This is a genomic window from Moheibacter stercoris, from assembly GCF_040545805.1.
Lineage (GTDB): Bacteria > Bacteroidota > Bacteroidia > Flavobacteriales > Weeksellaceae > Moheibacter > Moheibacter stercoris.
Window position 1 is genome coordinate 40,725 of sequence record NZ_JBEPMO010000010.1, and the last position, 20,551, is coordinate 61,275.

The window sequence follows — 20,551 nt, forward strand, 5'->3', positions numbered from 1 at the left end:
AGGGTTCGCCCTCCCAGAATTCCATTCAAAAAATAATTTTTAGCAGAATAATTCAATACTCCTAAAATGAAAAAACAAAATATACTTTTAACATTAGCATTGGGTGTAATCTCAATGTGTTCCTTTGCCCAATCAAGCTTACCGTTTGATGAGCAATATTATATAATGGATAAGTTTCTCGTGAATCCTTCTTTTACTGGTGCAGAAGATGATATTATTTTCAAAGCCTCTCATAGAAGGCAATGGGACAATATGCCCAATAGCCCAGTAACAACCTTAGTGAGTGCACATGCAAACATTGTGGACCGTGTAGGTTTGGGGGTTTATTTCATGAACGATCACAATGGGAATACAAAAACCAATAGTTTCAACTTATCGGCTGGTTACCATATTCCAATTGGAGACAATAAAAAGAACAACTATGACACCAAAAATCAGTTCTCTTTTGGTACATCTTTGAGTTTCGCAGGTATGCATTTCACGGGAGAAGTAGAGAATCCAAATGATCCCATTTACAACGATATGGAAACAAGAGTGTATGTTCCTTATATCAATTTTGGTGCATCTGCAACCTATGAAGGATGGATGATTGGTTTGTCTGTTTTGGACATCCCTTTGAGCTACAATGACCCGATTGTCAATCAATATGAACCAAGTCCTATTTTCTATTATGGTATGTTAGGGAAAACCATCAACCTTGCTTCTAACTTAAGTTTAGAGCCAATGGTGGCCTATCGTTCCAATTTTGATGAAGATAGTCGTCTAGATGCCAATTTACGTGCAAAAGCGAAATTTCAAAACAATGCAGTTTGGTTGGGTGCGAATTATCGCATGGATTTCTTCAATGGAGAAAATCAATCCTTAAGCGTATCTCCAATGATTGGTGCTGAAATTGGTCGCATGAATCTTGGATTTTCTTACAACATGGGATTGGGTGACATGAACAAAGAAGGAAACAATGGTTTTACAGCAGTTTTAGGATTCGATATCGAAAACTTTATCAAACCTGCTTTTAACCAATAAAACAGATTTTTATAGTATACTTGAAAAGGACGGTTTTGCCGTCCTTTTTTTATGCGTTCAACTTTTTCATCCATTCTTTTATCGTAATTTTGAACCATGTTTCTGAAATCCATACAAATCCGAAATTTTAAAAACTTTACCGAAAGAGATTGGGAATTTTCACCCAAAATCAATGCATTTGTAGGGAAAAATGGAGTAGGGAAAACCAATGTGTTGGATGCGGTTCATTATTTGGCTTTGTCCAAAAGTTATTTGAATTATTCTGACGCACTAAACATCCAATTTGATGCGGATTTTTTCACTTTAGAAGGACTTTTTGAACGAAATTATACAGAAGATGTCATTTTTTGTGCAGTTCAACGAAACAAAGCAAAAGTCTTGAAGAAAAATTCCAAAACTTATGATCGGATTTCAGATCATATTGGCCAATATCCGATTGTCATGATTTCGCCTTATGATTTGGATTTGATCAAAGAAGGTAGCGATGTGAGAAGAAAGTTTATTGACAACATAATTTCTCAGTCCAATAAGGAATATTTGAACAATTTGATTCGGTATAATCGAGTGTTAACGCAACGAAATACCTTGTTAAAGTATTTCTTTCAGAACAATACGTTTGACAAAGTTTCCTTGGAAATTTATGATGAGGAATTGATTTCCTTGGGGAATTACATTCATCTTGAACGCCAAAAATGGGTGCAAGATTTTGTGCCGATTTTCCAAGAATTCTATCAGATTTTATCGCAAGGAAATGAAAGCGTCAACATTGTCTACCAATCTCAATTGACAGAAAATTCTTTTGAAAATCTGTTGAGAGATAATGTTTTGAAAGACAAAGCGGCACAATACACCACCCAAGGAATTCATAAAGATGACATCGAACTCACGATCATGAATTATCCGGTGAAAAAGTTTGGTTCGCAAGGTCAACAAAAATCCTATTTGATTTCCTTGAAATTGGCCCAATTCGAAATCATTCAACGAAATCTAGGCATTACGCCTATCTTGTTATTGGACGATATTTTTGATAAATTGGACGAATCAAGAGTAGAACAATTGATCAAATTGGTCAATGAAGAACGATTTGGACAAATTTTTATTTCGGATACGCACCCAGAACGAACAGAAGGAATTATACGAAAAATCAATTCAGATAGTAAAATATTCAAACTTTGAGAAGAAGAGATAACAACCAAAATTTAGGTGAAGCCATCAAACAAATGATTTCTGACTTGGGCATGGAAGAGCGCATTTTCTCTGTTCAAGCCGAAGAAATGTTTCAAGAAATGATGGGTAACTACATTATGGGATATGTGGAGAGATTTGAAGTGAAGAATCGAATTTTATACATCAAAATAAAGTCTCCCGAATTGAAAAATGAGCTTTTGTATGGCAAAGATAAAATCAAAGCTCATATAAATGAAGGAATTGGAAAAGAATACCTAACCGAAATTAAATTTTTGTAATGCCACTAATTGAGAAATCCAACTATGTAGCACCCTCTCGTTTTTTTCAAAATCCTCATATATCGACTATTTATTTAGGTCGATTTCGTAAGACCATTCGTCCCGATTATCAGCGCGAACGATTGGAATTGGAGGATGGTGACTTTTTGGATGTGGATTATAAAATTCAAAGCAAAGAAGTGGCGATTATCCTTTGCCATGGTTTAGAAGGCGCTTCTGATCGTGCTTATAACAATACAAGCGCGAATTATTTTTTGGAGAAAAATTGGTCTGTTTTTGCTTGGAACAATCGAAGTTGTAGCGGCGAAATGAATCGCCTGCCCGTTTTGTATCATCATGCCTCGGTCGATGATTTGGATCGAATTGTGCAATTTGTTCGCGAAAAGGGATTTCAAGAAATATTCCTTTTGGGATTTTCGATGGGTGGAGCTCAAGTGATGAATTATTTGGCTCGAAAAAATGAAAACAATTGGATCAAAGCAGGAGTTGCCATCTCGACTCCTATTCATCTAAAAGATAGTGTGGAAAGTTTAAAAAGAGGTTTTAATAGGGTGTATTTGAAAAATTTCACGATTAAAATTTCAAGAAAATTAAGAGAAAAAAGACAACAATTTCCTGAATTGATCGATTGGTCAAAGGTTGCTAAAATTAAAACTTTTGATGAAGTAGATGATTATTTTACCGCTCCTTTGCACGGATTTCAAGACAAAGAAGATTATTACCGTAAAGCTTCACCAGATTATACAATGGAATTAATAAAAACTCCAGTTTTGGTTATTAACGCTTGGGATGACCCTTTTTTAGGTGAGAATTGCTTTCCAATAGAATTCGCGAAAAATCATCCGAATATTTATTTAGAAACGCCTAAAAATGGTGGGCATTGTGCTTTTCCAATGAAAAATTCGCCTTATTCCTATTCAGAAGTGAGAGGTTTTGAATTTTTTGAATCCATTAAAAGAAATCGAAAATTTTCCTGAAGTATTTATAAAAACAAAAGCCCGATTCTACAATTGGGCTTTTGTTTAGAAGGTGTGGTTTTTAGTTAAGGCATAGCTCCATCAGGTGAAGGAGCAGAGCCCTCACCAGAAGTGTTTGCATTCATATTGACTACAATTGGAGAATTCGTTTTGGTTAAAAAATTCTTGAAGTAAATAGATACATTTAAATATAAATCTATGTTTGACTCAAATACTCGCCCGCTATTTGGACGAAAGGTTAAAATCCAGGTATTGGTTGCAGGATTGACATAAGCTCTTGAATTGTATAATGGTAAGTAATTTATGGTAGAATTATCGGATCCTGTAGTTCCAGATAAGGAAATAGAGGTATCTCCATCATGTTTTAGAACTCTATATCCTCCTATACAAACATGAAAGCGATCTGCATTAATTTTAGTATCATAGCTTAGAAGTCCAGATTCGTCAACATTATCGAAAAAATAAGTAGTAAAACTTACCGACGAAAACGGCATGGATTCAGGATTGAATTTTTTCAAAGTGTTGTCACTTAAGTCTTTTACAATCATTAAAGAAGAACTAGATTGATTGTTGTAAAGTCCTGGATTTTCTAAGTAAAGCTTTCCATTTTCATGAATTTTCAAATTTCCATTTATATCCAAGGTTGCTTGTGGATTATCTGTGCCAATTCCCACTTGAGCCAACAAGAATTGTGAGAATATACAGGTATAAATAATAAATATTTTTTTCATAGGATTTTAGCGTTATGTTATAGATTGGGTGCTACTGGTGCTTGCCCTGAATTGCTTCCGTTTAAATTGTAATTAATATTTCCAATGTTTTTGAAAAATCGTTTCGGGAATAATACAACATCAAATTTATAGGTATAGCGATCCGTGGTGTTTCTTGTGTTGGCAGTGGGCGAACCAATGTTCACTCTCCAAGTTCCGCTTTGTGCAAATGCTCTGATGACAAAGTTTCCATACGATCTACTGCTTGTGGAACTATTGTTACCACTGATTTTATACAAGCCTAAATTATTGGCTGAAGGAATTGCTTCAAAATTTGAAATGGAAATGACATATTGGTCCGTAGATACATTTAAATCCAAATTATTTAAATCATCTCGGTAAATATTTTGAATTTCATAAGGTTGAATGATGATGGGCATGATTTCTTGATTGCCGTAGAATTCAATAATACTTCCATCAAAGTCATCACTTTCCGGATTAATGGCAATTAAATGAAAATCGTCTACAGTTCCCGAATAATCATCCAAACCATCCACGTAAAATTTATCGTTGATTACCGTTGTCCCGTCGACTTCTAAAAGTTCTGTTGGGTTCTCTACGCCGATGCCAATTTGTGCAAAGGTGAAAATACTCCATAGTATGCTGAGAAATGAAATTCTTTTTTTCATAGTTCGTTATTAAATTAAGTTTTAAGAGAATTAAAAGTCAATAAGAGGTTGCGTTGCCGATCCCGATTGATTATTGCCATTTTGATTCGCATTTATCGAAACGGTTTGCTGAGGAAAAATTTTTGCGTAGGTTTTGGGATAGGCTACACAGGTTATTGTCCAAGTACCGTTGGTAGAGGAATCAACTGCTGAATAATCTGCTTCTATATGCCAAGTTCCGCTTACGCCCACTTTGGTTCCTGCTATTGGTAAGGCAGGGTTTGTACCTTCGATCGGTCTATCAAAACTCGCCGATAAAACGACCAGTGCGTAATTGGTTGCATTTACCTTTGTGTCGAAATCCAAAATCCAATCTCCGTTTACATTAGATATGACATACGTTAATAATGTGGAAATTCCTCCTGCTTCGTTTCCATTTCCTCCATTTGAGGCAGTTAAATCCAACATACCTAAACTATTGTCGGTTTGATCTTGAATCAAATACAAAAATGAATTTCTGTCTTGTAGGGTTAAAGGTGGTAAATCTGGGAAAATAACTTTTTTTGTTTTCATGGTGCCGTAGACTTCTAAAGCAACACCAGGCCTAGGACTGTCGGTATTAATTCCGACTTGGGCATAGAGAATTGAGCCCAATAAAATTAAGGTTGAAAATACAACTGTTTTCATGGTTAAGTAATGATAAGTTAGAGTGAGAGCTTATATGAAATCGTCTTTTCTTGTGAAATTTCATACGTTTTTTACAAATTGATTTTAGATTATTAAAATCAGCAATGGAGTGTCAGGAAATTTAATTTTTGATGGTGGTTTCTTGGGTATTGAAATTCAATCGAAAAATTAATGAAAGGTCAATTATAGCAGAATCCATACATAATAGAGAATTCTAAATTTCTATAATTTGTGTATGGCTGAACTGAAAAATTTTAAAGTGAAGTGATGTTCATGGTTATGTTGTTTTAGTTAGAGGTTTTAAATATAGATTATTTTTTTTAAACAATTACAAATTGTTGTGCTTATTTTCCTAATTAAGAGTGTGTTATGCGATTGGTGTAAAATCGTTTAAACGATTATATTGCTAAAAACTAAGGAATTATTTTGGTGGTTGATAATAAAAAAAGCCCAACCAAAAGTTGAGCTTTTAAAATTTGTTTAGGTGAAATTTTTGTTAAGGCATAGCTCCAACTGGCGGTGTAGCAGTACCATTTCCGGAAATGTTTCCGTTCATGTTGACTACTATCGGTGCATTTGTTTTGGTTAAAAAGTTTTTGAAATAGATTGAAACATTTAAATACAAATCAATGTTTGATTCAAATGTTCTTCCACTATTGGGTTGAAAAGTTAAAATCCAAGTATTGGTCGCTGGATTGACATAAGCTCTTGAATTGTATAAGGGTAAATAATTAATGGTAGCATTATTAGAACCTGTTGTTCCGGTTAATGAAATACTTGTGGATCCACTGTGGCTCAATACACGGTATCCACCAACACAAACATGAAAACGATCTGCATTGATTTTGGTATCATAGCTTACCAAACCTTTTTCATCTACATTGTCAAAAAAGTAAGTAGTAAAACTTACCGATGAAAAGGGTAAAGTTTCTGGATTAAATTTCTTTAAAGTGTTGTCATTTAGATCTTTCACAAGCATCAAAGAAGAACTTCCTTGGTTGGAGTAAATTCCAGGATTTTCCAAGAATAACTTTCCGTTCTCATGAATCTTAAAGTTTCCATTTACATCCAAAGTAGATTGTGGAGTATCTGTTCCTATACCAACTTGCGCAAACAAGATTGAACTCGAAAGAACAAACAATAAGTAGAATATATTTTTCATAAAGTGTTTCTAATAAAGGGGTTATTATAAATTTGGAGCGACTGAAGCTTGACCTGAATTACTTCCATTTAAATTGTATGGAATGTTTCCTAAATTTTTGAAAAAGCGTTTTGGAAATAATACAATGTCAAATTTATAGGTATAACGATCTGAAGTGTTTCTTGTATTGGCAGTAGGAGAACCAATATTTACTCTCCAAGTTCCACTTTGTTCAAATGTTCTGATCACGAAATTCCCATAAGTTCTAGAGCTTGAAGAAGAATTACCACCAGAAGTCTTATACAATCCTTGATTTCCTGCAGATGGAATCGCTTCAAAATTGGAAATGGAAATCACATATCGGTCAGTAGAAATTTTCAAATCCAAGTTGTTCAAATCATCTCGGTAAATATTTTGAATTTCATAGGGTTGGATGATGATTGGCATGATTTCTTGGTTTCCGTAAAATTCAATGATATTACCATCGAAATCCGCACTTGAAGGATTGATAGCAATCAATCGAAAATCATCAACACCACTTGAATAATCATCCAAACCATCGATGTAGAATTTGTCATTTACGACTGTTACACCGTCAACTTCTAAAAGTTCAGTTGGATTTTCTATCCCTATTCCGATTTGGGAATACGAAAATATAGTCAATAGCAAAGCTATTAATGAAAAGTTGTTTTTCATAGAAATTTTAGTTTATGTAATTGAGAGTTTTAGAAATCAACCAAAGGCGTAGTTGCTGAACCGGTTGTATTATTTCCAGAAGAACCATTGTTAATGGTTACGTTTTGTTGCGGAAATATTTTAGCATAAGTTTTTGGGTAAGCAACACAAGAAATGGTCCATTTTCCATTGGTGGAAGAGTTAACTGCTGAATAATCTGCTTCAATATGCCAAGTTCCATTGGTTCCAATTTTTGCTCCTGCAATTGGTAAAGCGGGTTTGTTTCCTTGAACAGGTCTGTCAAAACTTGCGGATAGGATAACTAGTGCGTAATTACTTGCATTAATTTTGGTGTCAAAATCCAAAATCCAGTCGCCGTCAACATTATCAATAACGTAGGTCAATAAAGTGGAAATACCACCCGCATTGCTTCCACCAACTCCATTATTAGCTGTTAAATCTAACATACCTAAACTATTGTCGGTTTGGTCTTGTACCAAATACAAAAATGAATCTCGGTCTTGAAGCGTAACTGGAGGAAGGTCAGGGAAAATTACTTTCTTGGCTTTCATAGTCCCGTAAACTTCTAAAGCTACTCCTGGTCTAGGGCTATCTGTGTTAATCCCGACTTGGGCATAGAGAAAATTGCCCAATAAAATAATTGCTGAAAATACAATTGTTTTCATGGTAAAGTGTTTATAGTGAGAGAGTGCAAAAATAGAAATTTTCACACTATAAACTACAAATAAAATGTTAAAATTCAGTTAAATCATTTAATTAATTGAATTTTAATTAAATACACTTTATTCATGAGCGAAGTAATTCGGAAATTGTCCCCATGGGATCGTTTGATTGAAAAACTGAACTTCCCGCAACCAAAACATCTGCACCTAATTGACTTAATTGAGCGGCATTTCCTAAGCCAACACCACCATCAATTTCGATTAAGGTAGAAGCATTCTTTCGTTCAATTAAATTCTTTGCTTGGGTGATTTTCTCGTACGTATTTTGGATGAATTTTTGTCCGCCAAAACCTGGATTTACACTCATGATCAACAACAAATCCAAATCATGAATGATGTCTTCCAATAAATGAACAGGTGTATGTGGATTCAATGCCACTCCCGCTTTCATCCCTTCATCTTTGATAGCTTGAATCGTGCGATGCAAATGGGTGCAAGCTTCATAATGAACAGTCAAAACATCGGCTCCCACTTCTTTGAAATCTTTGATATAACGTTCGGGTTGTACAATCATCAAATGTACATCCATCACTTTGTCGGTATGGTCATCAATTGCTTTGATAACAGGCATTCCATAGGAAATGTTGGGAACGAAAACCCCATCCATCACATCCAAATGAAACCATTCGGCCTCACTTTGATTGACCATTTCTATGTCTTTAATCAAATTGGAAAAGTCGGCTGCTAAAATTGAAGGAGCGATAATTGGCATAATTCTGTGTTTGTGCAAAGATAGAACTTCGCTCAAACTTTTGACATGAAAATTTTTCTTAGTTCCAATTAAAATCGGTAGCCAATACGGAAGGCAGCGTGAATTGTCATTTCAAACCCTCTATAGGTTGGAAGGATTTCATTGTTTTCATTTCTATCCCATTTTATTTCGTTGCTGAATAGGCTGAAATTTGGGCCTAATTCCCATTCCAAGAAGAAATTTTCAGCTAAACTTCTTCTTAATGTGTATTTTGGAATGAAGTTTAAACGCACATATTTGCTATCAGAATCTCCTAATTGAGCTGTTTTGAAAGGTGCTCCCAAAACTTAAAAAGCTATAAAATCAGCGGAATTATTGCGTGTAATCAAATCTTTTTCAATTCGTTTGTCGAAATTTAACTAATAACGTCCTTCAACTCCTATGGTTGGCGTCCTCACAAATGCAAGCATTTTAAACCATGATTCTTTATCATCGCCTGATACAATCATTTCGTATTCCAATTTCCCACTCAAAATGAAATCATCGTTAAGTCGTTTTTCATAGCCAATTTCAGCTCCTAAGGCACCTGCATTGATACTTAACATATCAACCGATTTTTCTTGCGAAAATGTTATATTTTAAATAAGAAATAGAATTCCTACAGAAAAGAATGTCCTCATTTAGTTTTAATTTTAAGTTATAACCAAGTTAAGGGATTCATTTTGAGATTTTTATAAAAAAAATCCCTCCGCGTAAACAGAGAGATTGAGAATATCTTAAATTGAATTTTTATCTTCCGATGTAAGATTTCAAGATTTTACTTCTTGACGTATGTTTCAATCTTCTGATTGCTTTTTCTTTGATCTGGCGAACACGTTCTCTAGTCAAATCAAAAGTTTCACCAATTTCTTCCAAAGTCATTGGGTGAGCACCATTTAGTCCGAAATACAAACGAATCAAGTCTGCTTCTCTTGGAGTCAATGTTTGTAACGCACGTTCGATTTCGATACGCAAAGATTCTGTCATCAAAGATCCATCTGGACTTGGAGATTCTCCTGTGTTCAAGACATCATACAAGTTAGAATCTTCTCCTTCTACCAATGGAGCATCCATGGATACGTGACGACCTGAGTTCTTCATCGACTCTTTTACGTCGCTTTCAGACATGTCCAATAATTCAGAGATTTCCTCTGCAGAAGGAGCACGTTCATGCTCTTGTTCCAATGTAGCGTACGCTTTGTTGATTTTATTGATCGAACCAATTTTGTTCAAAGGCAAACGAACGATACGAGATTGTTCAGCCAAAGCTTGTAGAATGGATTGACGAATCCACCATACCGCATAGGAAATGAATTTGAAACCACGAGTTTCATCAAAACGCTGTGCAGCTTTGATCAAACCTAAATTTCCTTCATTGATCAAATCGGGTAAACTTAACCCTTGATTTTGGTATTGTTTTGCTACCGAAACAACGAAACGTAAATTAGCTTTTGTTAATTTTTCCAAAGCAACACGGTCTCCCGCTTTGATTCTTTGTGCTAATTCTACTTCTTCATCAGCTGTGATAAGGTCAACCTTACCAATTTCTTGTAAATATTTGTCAAGTGAAGCAGTTTCTCTATTGGTTACCTGCTTGGTGATTTTGAGCTGTCGCATTCTTTGATCTTATATTTTGAGTGTAATATATAGTATACGTAGAAAGGTTACAAAAGGTTACAGATTTTTATACAATTATTGTAATTTTAGCAATTGATTCATTTTATTTTCTATGCATATCGAAGATTTCCATCAGTATTGTCTCTCCAAAAAGGCTGTCACAGAAGAATTTCCTTTTGGACCTGAAACCTTGGTGTTCAAGGTTGGAGGGAAGATATTTGCCTTATCGGGCTTGGACAATCCGGAATTTTCCGTGAATTTGAAATGCGATCCAACTTATGCTGAGGAATTGCGAGAAAATTATGAAGAAGTTCAGCCAGGGTATCATATGAATAAGAAACACTGGAATACAATTTCTTTTGAAGGTAATCTTTCAGAAGAATTACTTCAAAAATTAATTGATCATTCCTATGAATTGGTGGTGAAATCCTTATCCAAACAAAAAAGACTGGAATTTGGGTTGGATTAATTATTATCCAATTTAAATTTCATGTGAACATTGTTTTTCACCACATGAATGGTATCATTGTTTGCGTCCTTCCAAATTAAAAAAGGTTCCTTAATGTCTCGTAAAATTCGGCTATCTTCAGATTCATTGAAAAAAGAATCAATGGCAGCAGAATCCATCAGTACATGCGTCACTTCTTCTTTAATCAAGGCTGCAGTTGATTTTAAGAAATAAGGTTCATTAATTCGAAGGGAACCATCACGTTCATACGGCCACTCAATGTAATAGGGATGAATGACGGTTGATTGGTCTACAAATATTTTGGAGCTATTTAAAACAAAACGAACCAAGAAAATAAGTGCTACGAATATGGCCAACACCATCATCCAATAGAAAGTTTTCCATTTTGTTTTATGTTTTTTTCGTTCTTCCAATTTGGTTTAGTTGGATTATGTTGTATGCAAAAATAACAGAATTTTCATTAGATAAACATGGAATCCAATGACAGAATTATTATTTGGTAAAATAATTAGTCCCTAATCGATTTTCTGTCAATTTTTTTCTCGGTTTAATTTCGAAACGAATTCAAATAAATCTGTTCAAAAATGGCTAAATTTGCACCTTCAAAATTGAAACCATGCAATATCATCACAAAGAAATAGAAGCCAAATGGCAGAAATATTGGGCAGAAAATAAAACATTCAAAGCAGAAAACCATTCGACCAAACCAAAATATTATGTTTTGGATATGTTTCCTTATCCATCTGGAGCAGGATTACACGTAGGTCATCCGCTTGGGTATATCGCTTCCGATATTTTTTCTCGATTCAAACGATTGAAAGGTTTCAATGTTTTACATCCAATGGGCTATGATTCGTTTGGTTTACCTGCGGAACAATATGCTATTCAGACAGGTCAGCATCCAGCGATCACCACAGCCGTGAACATTGAAGGAGGAACGGATAAACAAGGAAATAAGATTGAAGGATACGAACGCCAATTGAAAAAAATTGGTTTGGCCTATGATTGGGATCGTGAAATTCGTACCTCAGATCCTTCTTATTATAAATGGACCCAATGGATTTTTATCCAATTGTTCAATTCTTATTATGACAATGATTTGAATCAAGCGCGTTCTATTGACGAATTGATCAATGTGTTTGAGCAAATTGGAAATGCGAAAGTCAATGCATCTTGTGATGAGGATACACCGACTTTCAGCGCAGAAGAATGGAATCAATTCTCCGAAAAACAACAACAAGAAATCTTGTTGAAATACCGTTTGACTTTTTTGGCAGAAGCAGAAGTAAATTGGTGTGCTGCTTTGGGAACAGTTTTGGCCAATGATGAGGTCGTAAATGGGGTTTCCGAACGTGGCGGATATCCGGTGGTTCGTAAAAAAATGACCCAATGGATGATGCGAATCACAGCTTTTGCAGATCGCTTGTTGACGGGATTGGACAAAATCGATTGGCCAACGCCTATCAAAGATGCTCAAACCAATTGGATTGGAAAAAGCAAAGGTGCTTCCATTCAATTTGATGTTCAGAATTCGGATGCAAAAATTGAAGTTTTCACAACTCGTCCCGATACGGTTTTCGGTGTTTCCTATGTGACTTTGGCGCCAGAACATCCGTTGGTAGAAAAGATCGTGACTGAGGATAGGAGAGAAGCCGTAACCGCTTATGTTGAGCAAACATCGAAACGTTCCGAACGTGAGCGTATGGCCGATGTAAGTAAAATCACGGGTGAATTTACCGGTGCTTATGCGATTCATCCGTTTACGGGACAAGAAGTACCAATTTGGATTGGGGATTATGTGCTTTCGGGATATGGAACTGGTGCTGTAATGGCTGTTCCAGCGGGAGATGAACGCGACTATAAATTTGCGAAACATTTCGACTTACCAATTATCCATATATTCAAAGACAAAGATCTTTCGGAAGCTGCTTTTGTCGAAAAAGAAGGATTTGAATTGCAAAATTCAGACGTCCTAAAGGGTTTAGGTTACCAAGAAGCAACGGACAAAATCATTGCATTGTTGGAAGAAAAAGGAATTGGAAAAGGAAAAGTTAACTTCCGTTTGCGCGATGCCGTATTTTCTCGTCAGCGTTATTGGGGAGAACCTGTTCCGGCCTATTACAAAGACGGAGTTCCGTATATGATTAGCGCAGCGCATTTGCCTTTGGTATTGCCAGAAGTTGATGAATATTTACCTACCGAAACGGGTGAGCCACCTTTGGGAAGAGCAAAAAAATGGGCGTGGGATACGTCGAAAAATGAAGTGGTTTCCAATGATTTGATCGACAACGAAACAGTGTTCCCATTGGAATTGAACACCATGCCAGGTTGGGCAGGAAGTTCTTGGTATTTCTTGCGTTATATGGATCCAAATAATTATGATCAATTTGCGTCCAAAGAAGCATTGGACTATTGGAAAGAAGTGGATTTGTATATGGGAGGAAGCGAACATGCCACCGGACACTTACTATATGCGCGTTTTTGGCAGAAATTCTTGTTTGACCGCGGATGGGCGCCAACTGATGAATTCGCTCAGAAATTGATTAACCAAGGAATGATCTTGGGGATGAGTGCGTTTGCCCATAGAATTAATGGAACAAATCAATTTGTATCGGCTAATTTGAAAGATCAGTACGAAACAACCCCAATTCATGTTGATGTAAGTTTGTTGGTAGATGGTGATGAATTGGATACAGAAAAATTCAAAGCTTGGCGCGAAGATTTTGCCGATGCTGAATTTATTTTAGAAGAAGATGGTCGTTTTATGACGTCTCGCGAAGTCGAAAAAATGTCCAAATCCAAATACAACGTTGTCAATCCAGACGATATTTGTGAACAGTACGGCGCCGATACACTTCGTTTGTACGAAATGTTTTTAGGTCCGATTGAACAAGCAAAACCATGGAATACCCAAGGTTTAAGTGGTGTTTCTGGATTCTTGAAAAAATTGTGGAGATTGTACCACAGTGGAGAAGGAGAAACGTTCTTCTTGTCTGACGAGGAAGCGACCAAAGAAGAAATGAAAGTATTGCATCAAACCATCAAAAAGGTAGACGAAGACATTCATAATTTCTCGTTCAATACCTCGGTTTCCAATTTTATGATTGCGGTGAATGAATTGACCAAATTGAACTGTAACAAACGTGCGGTTTTGGAGCCTTTGGCTGTTTTGATTTCACCTTATGCGCCGCATATTGCCGAAGAACTTTGGGAAGCTGCAGGACATAAGGAAAGCATTGCAACGGCTGAATTTCCAGAATTTGATGCGAAATGGTTGGTGGAAGATGCCAAGGAATATCCGGTTTCATTTAATGGGAAAATGCGTTTCAAATTGGAATTGCCAATGGATTTGACAAAAGAACAAATTCAAGAAGCGGTTATGTCTGATGAGCGTACCATCAAACAATTAAATGGGAAAACTCCAAAAAATATTATCATCGTTCCAGGAAAAATTATTAATATAGTAGGATAAAACTTAGGTTGAAAATACGTCAAAATTTTAGGTAGCAAGATTTTGAATGGAAGCCTAATTTTTGGCAGAAATTTTGAACTAACGACACAAAACAACTACTATGGAAGCAGAATTAATCGAAAAAGAAGAAGTGATTAACTACCACTTCGTAAAAGCTGAAGCGAATCCAGAATTGACGAAAGATAAATTGGAACGTGCAGTTCGTCTTGGAAACGAATACAAAGGGAAAACGCAAATTACCTTTATGACCGAAGATGGTCCTAAAAGAATTGAAACAACCGTTTGGACGCTGACAGATGAATTTATACAAATCAAAGGAGGAGTTTCCATTCCTTTGAAATCTTTGGTAGAAATCAATTAAATAGATTGACATACAAGAAAAATTCTTGCAGGTATTAACGCATACCTGCAAGAATTTTTTCCATTTTAGCTTGTAACAAATAATCTTGTTTGACGCGTTCAGCAATCGCTCTATATTTCTGTTTATCCAAATCATTATCGGCATAAACTTTCAAGACTTCCTTTTCTAAATCAGCTTGAATTTCTTTGATTTTGGGCTGAAGTTTTTCAAATTTTTCAAAATCCTTTTCAGGTAAATCAGGTACTAAAGTAGCTTCTGGATGTTTGCTTTCTTGAATCAATTGGTACTTTTCAATCGTCAATCCTTCTTTCTCAATCTCTTTTTGCATTTCTCGTTGTGCCTCATTGTTCAACAAAACCGTAAATCGATACGAACGTGCAAAGTTTTGCAAATCATAATCTGTTACTTCTTGTGCATTGACTTGAACAAAGCCCGCTAAGAACAAAAAAAGTCCTATTATTTTAAGTGTTTTCATTTGAATTGATTTTAACTCAAACCTACGATTTTCAAAGATATTGCCAAACATTTTAAATCGTTAAAATTATTCTAAGATGATTGTGAAGACAATCCTTGGCATAATAATTTCATAAGCACCATTAAATCAAAAATTAATTTATATGAAAACGAAGAGTAAAATGATGAGTTGGTTGTTGGGATTGTTTGTAGTAACATCCTTTTTGATGATCTCATGTAGTGACGATGATAGTCCTTCAGATCATGACATATTTGTTGGTAAATACAATGGATTTGTAGCCTACAGCAATGGGGAAAGCAATACTGAAGAAGACGAAGGTTGGGTTCAGGTTGTAAAAGTAGGAGATAAATACAATTTCCTTTTTTCCAATGGAATTCCAGAAATTACGGGTGTTGAATTTGAAAAAGATGGTGACACCATGTTGAATGTTGGTGCGACAGAATTTCAATACATCCGAGTAACAGCAAATTCTCTTACCATGTTGTATACAGAAAATGTAGACGATGTATGGAGAGCTAACTGTACTAGAAATTAAAAAGAAAATTTAGTCAATCACACTCCTAAATAACAGAAAAGCACCAAAAGAAATTTCTTGAGGTGCTTTTTTTATTTTTAATCAAATTGACTTTAAATCGATCCTAAACAATTTAAAAGCATTTTTAACAAATCTGGATAAACCCCTAACGCAACCGTAAGAATGGTTCCTAGAATTAATAAAAAGCTGGATAAAGTCGATAACTTGATGCTCTTTCCTTTTCCTTTTCGGAAGTACATGGCAATGATCACTTTGATGTAGTAATAAATACTCAATACTGCCAATACCAAAGCTGCAACCACTAAGATTAAGTTCGATGGTTCTTCCATGGCTGAACTTAAAATCATGAATTTCGCTAAGAAACCAGAGGTAAATGGAATTCCAGAAAGAGATAATAAAGCAATTGTAACTGCAAAAGCCAAAACAGGAGATTTTTTTCCCAATCCATTGAATCCTTTGTACGAATCTTTTTTCACTTGTGTCAAAGCATAGAACAAAACGATACTTGCAATTCCATAACTCACGGTATAGAACAACAAAGCATATTTGGATTGCTCCGAAATTTGGAACAAAGCAAACATCATAAATCCAGCTTGAACTACTGAAGAATACGCCAACATTCTTTTGACGCTCTTTTGTTTCAAAGCCGAAAAGTTTCCTAAAATCAATGTTAAGATGATGATGAAACTTAGTAAATATCGGTAGTTGTCTGCAACAATTTCAGAAGTGATTTTGAAAGAAGACATCAAAGTCAGAAACGTCATGAATCCAGCTCCTTTCACAATTGTGATCATATAAGATGAAAACACAGTTGGTGTTCCATCATATACGTCTGGTGCCCAAAAATGCATCGGAGCCACTGAAACTTTGAAACACATAGACAGAACCAACATCACCCATCCTAAATAATAAATCGATTGGAAATCAAAAGCATACGAAGTGATATTCGCCATCAAGAATGATCCTGAAGCCCCATAAATTAAAGCAATACCCATCAACATGATTCCGGTTGAGAATGATCCCATCAAGAAATATTTGACAGCTGCTTCTGTGCTTCTCATCTTATGTTTTGCAGCTCCAGCCAATGCATACAATGGAATCGATAAAATTTCAATTCCTAAGAACATCAACAACAAATTGTTGAAACTTGCCAAAACCGCAATTCCTGTAAAGGAAATAAATATCAAGGCGAAATAATCCGAAACTTTACTTCCGGGTTTGCTGAAATTATAACGGTTCATCAAGGTGTAATAAATTCCAACCAAGCTTAGGAGAATGAAAAACGATACACGATACGGATCGGTTTCAATCATATTTGGGTATTTACCACTTAAAATTTCACATCCCTGTAATTGAAATACAGCTGAAACAATCATTGCTACAAAAAGCAGAACAGCCAAAAGGTTGAGGTGACGTTTGTCTTTTAAAACAAAGCCAGCAAACATAAAAATAATCCCTGATAAGGCCGATGTCAATATAATATTCATCTGTTTATTTTTCTAAAAGATTAAATAAGATAGACGGATAAATTCCTAATACCAAAATGATAATTGAAATGATTCCGAAGATCAGATATAAGGTTGTAGGAAACTTTCGAACTTTTTTGGAAACATTTTCACGTTCTCCAAACAAAATTGCCGTTGATAATCTCAATGTATAAGCTGCCGATAAAATCACACCTGAACATCCGATGATACATAAAATTGGATTGTACGAATACAAAGCATTCAACATCATGAATTCGCCAATGAAACTACTTGTCAATGGCAAAGCAACATTTGCCAAACCAAAGAACGTAAAGAATACAGCAATAGCAGGATCTACTGTTGCCAATCCACTGATCGATTTGATGTCGGTCAATTTGTAGCGTCTTTGCATATAGTCAACCGATAACCAAAGTCCTACTACCACAATTCCGTGGCTGAACATTTGGAAATAAGAACCTTGAATTCCCATTTGAGATTTGGCAAACAAACTCATGAAAATTAAGGCTAAGTGCGCAATGGAACTATACGCAATAATTTTCTTCACATTGTTTGATGTCAAAGCAATCAAAGATGCGTACACCAAACCAAATCCAACTACATACAATAAGTTGTCATACATTTCGCAAGAGAAAGGGAACATATTCATGTACCAATTCACTACTGCAAACAATCCCATTTTTGCCATCAAAGCACTTAAGACAACCGTAACCGGAGTAGGGGAAGTCTTGTAGACAGCAGGCTGCCATGAATGCAATGGAAACAATGGAATTTTAATCGCAAATGCCAATAAGAACAACCAAGCCAATGTTTGTAAATTTCCAAATGGAGCGGTTACTTTCATCACATCTTCCAACAAGAAACTTTCTGGTTTCAATTGAAATCCGATGTAGATAATTCCACCTAACATCAACATCGATCCTAAAATCGTGTACAAGAAGAAAGTGGTATTGGCAGAAATTCTTGTTTTTTTAGAACCCCAAATTCCGATTAAGAAATAGATTGGAATCAAGACGATTTCCCAGAAGAAATAGAACAAGACCAAATCTTGGGCTAAAAATACTCCGTTCAATCCACCGTATGCAATTAACAACAATCCATAAAAAGTATTGGAATACTCTTTTTTGATGCTGAAGAAATATAAGAACAACAATGCAAAAACCAAATTGGTTAATAATACCATGGTTCCGCCCAATCCTGTTAAGCTCAATGCAATGTTCGTTTTGATTCCTCCAATCTCGAACCATGGAAATAACACGGTAGTGTCAACCGGAGTTTGAGCAAAAAGTAAGAAAATTGAGTAAACTAATGAATAAATACTAACAGCCGTTCCGACAAAACCCAATGGTTTTTCGTTTTTGATAACCGTCAAACAAAGTCCGGCTATAAGTGGCAATAAAATCAGTAACGATAATAACATTCCTTCCGCTTTTTATAACATTCCAAAAAAGAAAATTCCTAATCCCGCAACAATTCCGATGATCATCAATAAGATGTACATCCCAATGTTTCCGGTTTGAACTGTCTTGATATTTTTCGACAAATAGTAAGAGAGAGTTCCTGTTCCAGCAACCGCCTGAACAATTCCTGATTTCTCTACGTATTTTTTAAAGATATTTCCTAAACCAATCAATGGCGATACAATCAAACTTTGGTAAACTTCATCGACATACCATTTTTCCTCGAAGAATTTCGCCAAACCAGTCGCTTCTCCATCTACTTTTCCATCGTACATTTTCTTCGCTAGGGTTATCGCAATCGCAACACAAACCAATAAAGCTCCGATTAAAATGTATTCCGTTGTATGGGAAATATGATGAACATCTGAAGATGGTTTTACAACACCCGATAAGAATTCTTTCAATTTATGTGCATTCTTCATGAACAATTCAGGAATTCCTAAGAATCCACCTAAAATAGACAATACAACCAAAATGATTAATGGAATAGTCATGGCAGCTGGACTTTCGTGCGGATGCGCTTCTTCGTTTCGTAATTTTCCGCTAAATGTCATGAAGTACAAACGGAACATATAGAAGGATGTTAAGACAGAAACAATGAATCCGATCGCATAAATCGCTTTGTTACCCAAGAACATGCTCAACAACATTTCATCTTTGGAGAAGAAACCACTCAAAGGTGGAATTCCGGCAATGGCAATACATCCAATCAACATGGTGATATGCGTCGTAGGCATGTATTTTTTCAATCCGCCCATTTTGGTCATATCTTGTTCATGGTGCATACCGTGAATCACAGAACCTGCTCCTAAGAACAACAAAGCTTTGAAGAAAGCGTGCGTCATCACGTGGAATACAGCCGCAACATAAGCGCCCATACCCAATGATGCGAACATCAATCCCAATTGGGAAACGGTTGAATAAGCCAATACTTTTTTGATATCATTTTGACGCATTGCAATGGTTGCCGTAATCAAAGAGGTAATGATTCCAACCCAAGCAATGATGTCTCTTGTGTAAGGCGCCAATTCAAATAATTCGTTGCAACGTGTGATCAAGAAGATACCTGCTGTTACCATCGTTGCTGCGTGAATCAAAGCCGAAACCGGAGTTGGTCCCGCCATCGCGTCTGGTAACCAAGTAAACAAAGGAACTTGAGCAGATTTTCCTGTCGCTGCTAAAAACAACAACAAAGTAATTCCTCCAATTGCATAGGTCGAAACATTGGTTGTTGACAATAAACCAAATACTTCTGTGTATTGTAGTGTACCAAATTCTCTGTAAATCCAGAACATGGCCAATAAGAATCCAACGTCTCCAATTCGGTTCATGATAAAGGCTTTCTTCGCTGCTCCTACATAATCGCGGTTTTTGAACCAGAATCCGATTAACAAGAACGAACAAAGACCAACTCCTTCCCATCCGATGAACATCATGAAGAAGTTGCTACCCATTACCAAGATCAACATGAAGAAGATGAACAAGTTCAAATACGCAAAGAATTTTCCAAATCCTTCGCCTTCTTCCTGCATATAAGCCGAGCTATACAAATGAATCAAAAATCCAATTCCCGTAATGATCAACAAGAACAAACTTGTCAAAGCATCAATTTGAAAGGAAAATGGAATTTGAATGGATTTTAAGTCGATGATATTAAACCCGTGGAAAATCATAGGTTCTGCGCCTTCACCCGAAGGAACACTCATGAAAACCATTACCGACAAGATGAAGCTTGCCAAAACAACTCCTGAACCTACAATAGAAATAACTGGTTTTGATAAGTTATTTCTCCCTAAACCATTGATGAAAAACCCTAAAAGTGGCAACAAAGGAATTAACCAAATATACTTCTCCATAA

General features: G+C 35.8%; 23 protein-coding genes. 8 read left to right on the forward strand and 15 right to left on the reverse strand.

Features of this window, described 5'->3' with window-relative positions; all coding sequences use genetic code 11:
- Positions 1–66 precede the first annotated feature (66 nt).
- From ABID46_RS09140 to ABID46_RS09155, 4 genes are all read left to right on the forward strand, one after another.
- The gene (locus ABID46_RS09140) at positions 67–1,023 is read left to right on the forward strand and encodes a PorP/SprF family type IX secretion system membrane protein (protein ID WP_354509308.1); all 957 of its coding nucleotides are present in this window, start codon (positions 67–69) and stop codon (positions 1,021–1,023) included.
- Between the two features lie 96 nt (positions 1,024–1,119).
- Positions 1,120–2,199 (forward strand): DNA replication/repair protein RecF, encoded by a 1,080-nt coding sequence (recF, locus tag ABID46_RS09145; RefSeq protein WP_354509310.1) that lies wholly within the window; start codon positions 1,120–1,122, stop codon positions 2,197–2,199.
- On the forward strand, positions 2,196–2,489 hold the full coding sequence (locus ABID46_RS09150; RefSeq protein WP_354509312.1) for a DciA family protein: 294 nt from the start codon (positions 2,196–2,198) through the stop codon (positions 2,487–2,489). Before recF ends, ABID46_RS09150 begins: the two co-directional genes overlap by 4 nt.
- A complete protein-coding gene (locus ABID46_RS09155) occupies positions 2,489–3,466 on the forward strand; it encodes a YheT family hydrolase (RefSeq protein ID WP_354509314.1) in 978 nt (325 codons plus the stop codon). Before ABID46_RS09150 ends, ABID46_RS09155 begins: the two co-directional genes overlap by 1 nt.
- Positions 3,467–3,531: 65 nt before the next feature.
- Here ABID46_RS09155 and ABID46_RS09160 read toward each other — a convergent pair whose 3' ends face one another.
- The 10 genes from ABID46_RS09160 to ABID46_RS09205 form a co-directional block, all read right to left on the reverse strand.
- Positions 3,532–4,197, reverse strand: coding sequence for a hypothetical protein (locus ABID46_RS09160; protein WP_354509316.1), 666 nt, complete (start codon positions 4,195–4,197; stop codon positions 3,532–3,534).
- A 17-nt stretch (positions 4,198–4,214) separates the two neighbouring features.
- The gene (locus ABID46_RS09165; RefSeq protein WP_354509318.1) at positions 4,215–4,865 is read right to left on the reverse strand and encodes a hypothetical protein; all 651 of its coding nucleotides are present in this window, start codon (positions 4,863–4,865) and stop codon (positions 4,215–4,217) included.
- Positions 4,866–4,895: 30 nt separating this feature from the next.
- Positions 4,896–5,531 carry a hypothetical protein gene (locus ABID46_RS09170; RefSeq protein ID WP_354509320.1) on the reverse strand — a complete coding sequence of 212 codons (636 nt, stop codon included), beginning with the start codon at positions 5,529–5,531 and terminating at the stop codon, positions 4,896–4,898.
- A 496-nt stretch (positions 5,532–6,027) separates the two neighbouring features.
- Positions 6,028–6,693, reverse strand: a complete 666-nt coding sequence (locus tag ABID46_RS09175) for a hypothetical protein (protein ID WP_354509322.1) — start codon at positions 6,691–6,693, stop codon at positions 6,028–6,030.
- 24 nt (positions 6,694–6,717) lie between these two features.
- Positions 6,718–7,368, reverse strand: coding sequence for a hypothetical protein (locus tag ABID46_RS09180; RefSeq protein WP_354509324.1), 651 nt, complete (start codon positions 7,366–7,368; stop codon positions 6,718–6,720).
- Positions 7,369–7,397: 29 nt separating this feature from the next.
- The gene (locus ABID46_RS09185) at positions 7,398–8,033 is read right to left on the reverse strand and encodes a hypothetical protein (RefSeq protein ID WP_354509326.1); all 636 of its coding nucleotides are present in this window, start codon (positions 8,031–8,033) and stop codon (positions 7,398–7,400) included.
- Positions 8,034–8,154: 121 nt separating this feature from the next.
- Positions 8,155–8,802 carry a ribulose-phosphate 3-epimerase gene (rpe, locus tag ABID46_RS09190; RefSeq protein ID WP_354509407.1) on the reverse strand — a complete coding sequence of 216 codons (648 nt, stop codon included), beginning with the start codon at positions 8,800–8,802 and terminating at the stop codon, positions 8,155–8,157.
- Positions 8,803–8,870: 68 nt separating this feature from the next.
- Positions 8,871–9,125, reverse strand: a complete 255-nt coding sequence (locus tag ABID46_RS09195; protein ID WP_354509328.1) for a hypothetical protein — start codon at positions 9,123–9,125, stop codon at positions 8,871–8,873.
- Between the two features lie 75 nt (positions 9,126–9,200).
- Positions 9,201–9,386 carry a hypothetical protein gene (locus ABID46_RS09200; RefSeq protein ID WP_354509330.1) on the reverse strand — a complete coding sequence of 62 codons (186 nt, stop codon included), beginning with the start codon at positions 9,384–9,386 and terminating at the stop codon, positions 9,201–9,203.
- Between the two features lie 184 nt (positions 9,387–9,570).
- The gene (locus ABID46_RS09205) at positions 9,571–10,437 is read right to left on the reverse strand and encodes a sigma-70 family RNA polymerase sigma factor (protein WP_182042815.1); all 867 of its coding nucleotides are present in this window, start codon (positions 10,435–10,437) and stop codon (positions 9,571–9,573) included.
- A 112-nt stretch (positions 10,438–10,549) separates the two neighbouring features.
- Here ABID46_RS09205 and ABID46_RS09210 point away from each other — a divergent pair, with 112 nt between their 5' ends.
- Positions 10,550–10,906: an MmcQ/YjbR family DNA-binding protein gene (locus tag ABID46_RS09210; protein ID WP_354509332.1), complete on the forward strand. Its 357-nt coding sequence runs from the start codon at positions 10,550–10,552 to the stop codon at positions 10,904–10,906.
- Here ABID46_RS09210 and ABID46_RS09215 read toward each other — a convergent pair.
- Positions 10,903–11,319 (reverse strand): hypothetical protein, encoded by a 417-nt coding sequence (locus ABID46_RS09215; protein ID WP_354509334.1) that lies wholly within the window; start codon positions 11,317–11,319, stop codon positions 10,903–10,905. The two genes, ABID46_RS09210 and ABID46_RS09215, sit on opposite strands and share 4 nt — an antisense overlap.
- 203 nt (positions 11,320–11,522) lie before the next feature.
- Between ABID46_RS09215 and leuS the strand changes: the two genes are divergently transcribed.
- Positions 11,523–14,378, forward strand: coding sequence for a leucine--tRNA ligase (leuS, locus tag ABID46_RS09220; protein ID WP_354509336.1), 2,856 nt, complete (start codon positions 11,523–11,525; stop codon positions 14,376–14,378).
- Between the two features lie 100 nt (positions 14,379–14,478).
- On the forward strand, positions 14,479–14,739 hold the full coding sequence (locus ABID46_RS09225) for a hypothetical protein (RefSeq protein WP_354509338.1): 261 nt from the start codon (positions 14,479–14,481) through the stop codon (positions 14,737–14,739).
- Between the two features lie 34 nt (positions 14,740–14,773).
- Here ABID46_RS09225 and ABID46_RS09230 read toward each other — a convergent pair whose 3' ends face one another.
- On the reverse strand, positions 14,774–15,214 hold the full coding sequence (locus tag ABID46_RS09230) for a DUF4168 domain-containing protein (RefSeq protein ID WP_354509340.1): 441 nt from the start codon (positions 15,212–15,214) through the stop codon (positions 14,774–14,776).
- A gap of 142 nt (positions 15,215–15,356) precedes the next feature.
- On the opposite strand from ABID46_RS09230, the gene ABID46_RS09235 reads away from it, so the two are divergent.
- Positions 15,357–15,749, forward strand: coding sequence for a hypothetical protein (locus ABID46_RS09235; RefSeq protein WP_354509342.1), 393 nt, complete (start codon positions 15,357–15,359; stop codon positions 15,747–15,749).
- A gap of 92 nt (positions 15,750–15,841) precedes the next feature.
- Here ABID46_RS09235 and ABID46_RS09240 read toward each other — a convergent pair whose 3' ends face one another.
- From ABID46_RS09240 to nuoL, 3 genes are read right to left on the reverse strand one after another with little or no spacing between them, the layout of a single operon-like run.
- Entirely contained in the window at positions 15,842–17,236 is a 1,395-nt protein-coding gene (locus tag ABID46_RS09240) for an NADH-quinone oxidoreductase subunit N (RefSeq protein WP_354509344.1), read from the reverse strand.
- 4 nt (positions 17,237–17,240) lie between these two features.
- On the reverse strand, positions 17,241–18,653 hold the full coding sequence (locus ABID46_RS09245) for a complex I subunit 4 family protein (RefSeq protein WP_354509346.1): 1,413 nt from the start codon (positions 18,651–18,653) through the stop codon (positions 17,241–17,243).
- Between the two features lie 12 nt (positions 18,654–18,665).
- Positions 18,666–20,549 carry an NADH-quinone oxidoreductase subunit L gene (gene nuoL / locus ABID46_RS09250; RefSeq protein ID WP_354509348.1) on the reverse strand — a complete coding sequence of 628 codons (1,884 nt, stop codon included), beginning with the start codon at positions 20,547–20,549 and terminating at the stop codon, positions 18,666–18,668.
- Positions 20,550–20,551 lie beyond the last annotated feature (2 nt).

Coding starts and splice junctions, on each gene's coding strand:
- ABID46_RS09205 (WP_182042815.1), bottom strand. CDS start 10,437: ATGCGACAGCTCAAAATCACCAAGCAGGTAACCAATAGAGAAACTGCT.
- rpe (WP_354509407.1), bottom strand. CDS start 8,802: ATGCCAATTATCGCTCCTTCAATTTTAGCAGCCGACTTTTCCAATTTG.
- ABID46_RS09155 (WP_354509314.1), top strand. CDS start 2,489: ATGCCACTAATTGAGAAATCCAACTATGTAGCACCCTCTCGTTTTTTT.
- ABID46_RS09165 (WP_354509318.1), bottom strand. CDS start 4,865: ATGAAAAAAAGAATTTCATTTCTCAGCATACTATGGAGTATTTTCACC.
- ABID46_RS09245 (WP_354509346.1), bottom strand. CDS start 18,653: ATGTTATTATCGTTACTGATTTTATTGCCACTTATAGCCGGACTTTGT.
- nuoL (WP_354509348.1), bottom strand. CDS start 20,549: ATGGAGAAGTATATTTGGTTAATTCCTTTGTTGCCACTTTTAGGGTTT.
- ABID46_RS09225 (WP_354509338.1), top strand. CDS start 14,479: ATGGAAGCAGAATTAATCGAAAAAGAAGAAGTGATTAACTACCACTTC.
- ABID46_RS09175 (WP_354509322.1), bottom strand. CDS start 6,693: ATGAAAAATATATTCTACTTATTGTTTGTTCTTTCGAGTTCAATCTTG.
- ABID46_RS09235 (WP_354509342.1), top strand. CDS start 15,357: ATGAAAACGAAGAGTAAAATGATGAGTTGGTTGTTGGGATTGTTTGTA.
- ABID46_RS09210 (WP_354509332.1), top strand. CDS start 10,550: ATGCATATCGAAGATTTCCATCAGTATTGTCTCTCCAAAAAGGCTGTC.
- ABID46_RS09230 (WP_354509340.1), bottom strand. CDS start 15,214: ATGAAAACACTTAAAATAATAGGACTTTTTTTGTTCTTAGCGGGCTTT.
- recF (WP_354509310.1), top strand. CDS start 1,120: ATGTTTCTGAAATCCATACAAATCCGAAATTTTAAAAACTTTACCGAA.
- ABID46_RS09160 (WP_354509316.1), bottom strand. CDS start 4,197: ATGAAAAAAATATTTATTATTTATACCTGTATATTCTCACAATTCTTG.
- ABID46_RS09185 (WP_354509326.1), bottom strand. CDS start 8,033: ATGAAAACAATTGTATTTTCAGCAATTATTTTATTGGGCAATTTTCTC.
- ABID46_RS09180 (WP_354509324.1), bottom strand. CDS start 7,368: ATGAAAAACAACTTTTCATTAATAGCTTTGCTATTGACTATATTTTCG.
- ABID46_RS09240 (WP_354509344.1), bottom strand. CDS start 17,236: ATGAATATTATATTGACATCGGCCTTATCAGGGATTATTTTTATGTTT.
- ABID46_RS09140 (WP_354509308.1), top strand. CDS start 67: ATGAAAAAACAAAATATACTTTTAACATTAGCATTGGGTGTAATCTCA.
- leuS (WP_354509336.1), top strand. CDS start 11,523: ATGCAATATCATCACAAAGAAATAGAAGCCAAATGGCAGAAATATTGG.
- ABID46_RS09170 (WP_354509320.1), bottom strand. CDS start 5,531: ATGAAAACAGTTGTATTTTCAACCTTAATTTTATTGGGCTCAATTCTC.
- ABID46_RS09200 (WP_354509330.1), bottom strand. CDS start 9,386: ATGTTAAGTATCAATGCAGGTGCCTTAGGAGCTGAAATTGGCTATGAA.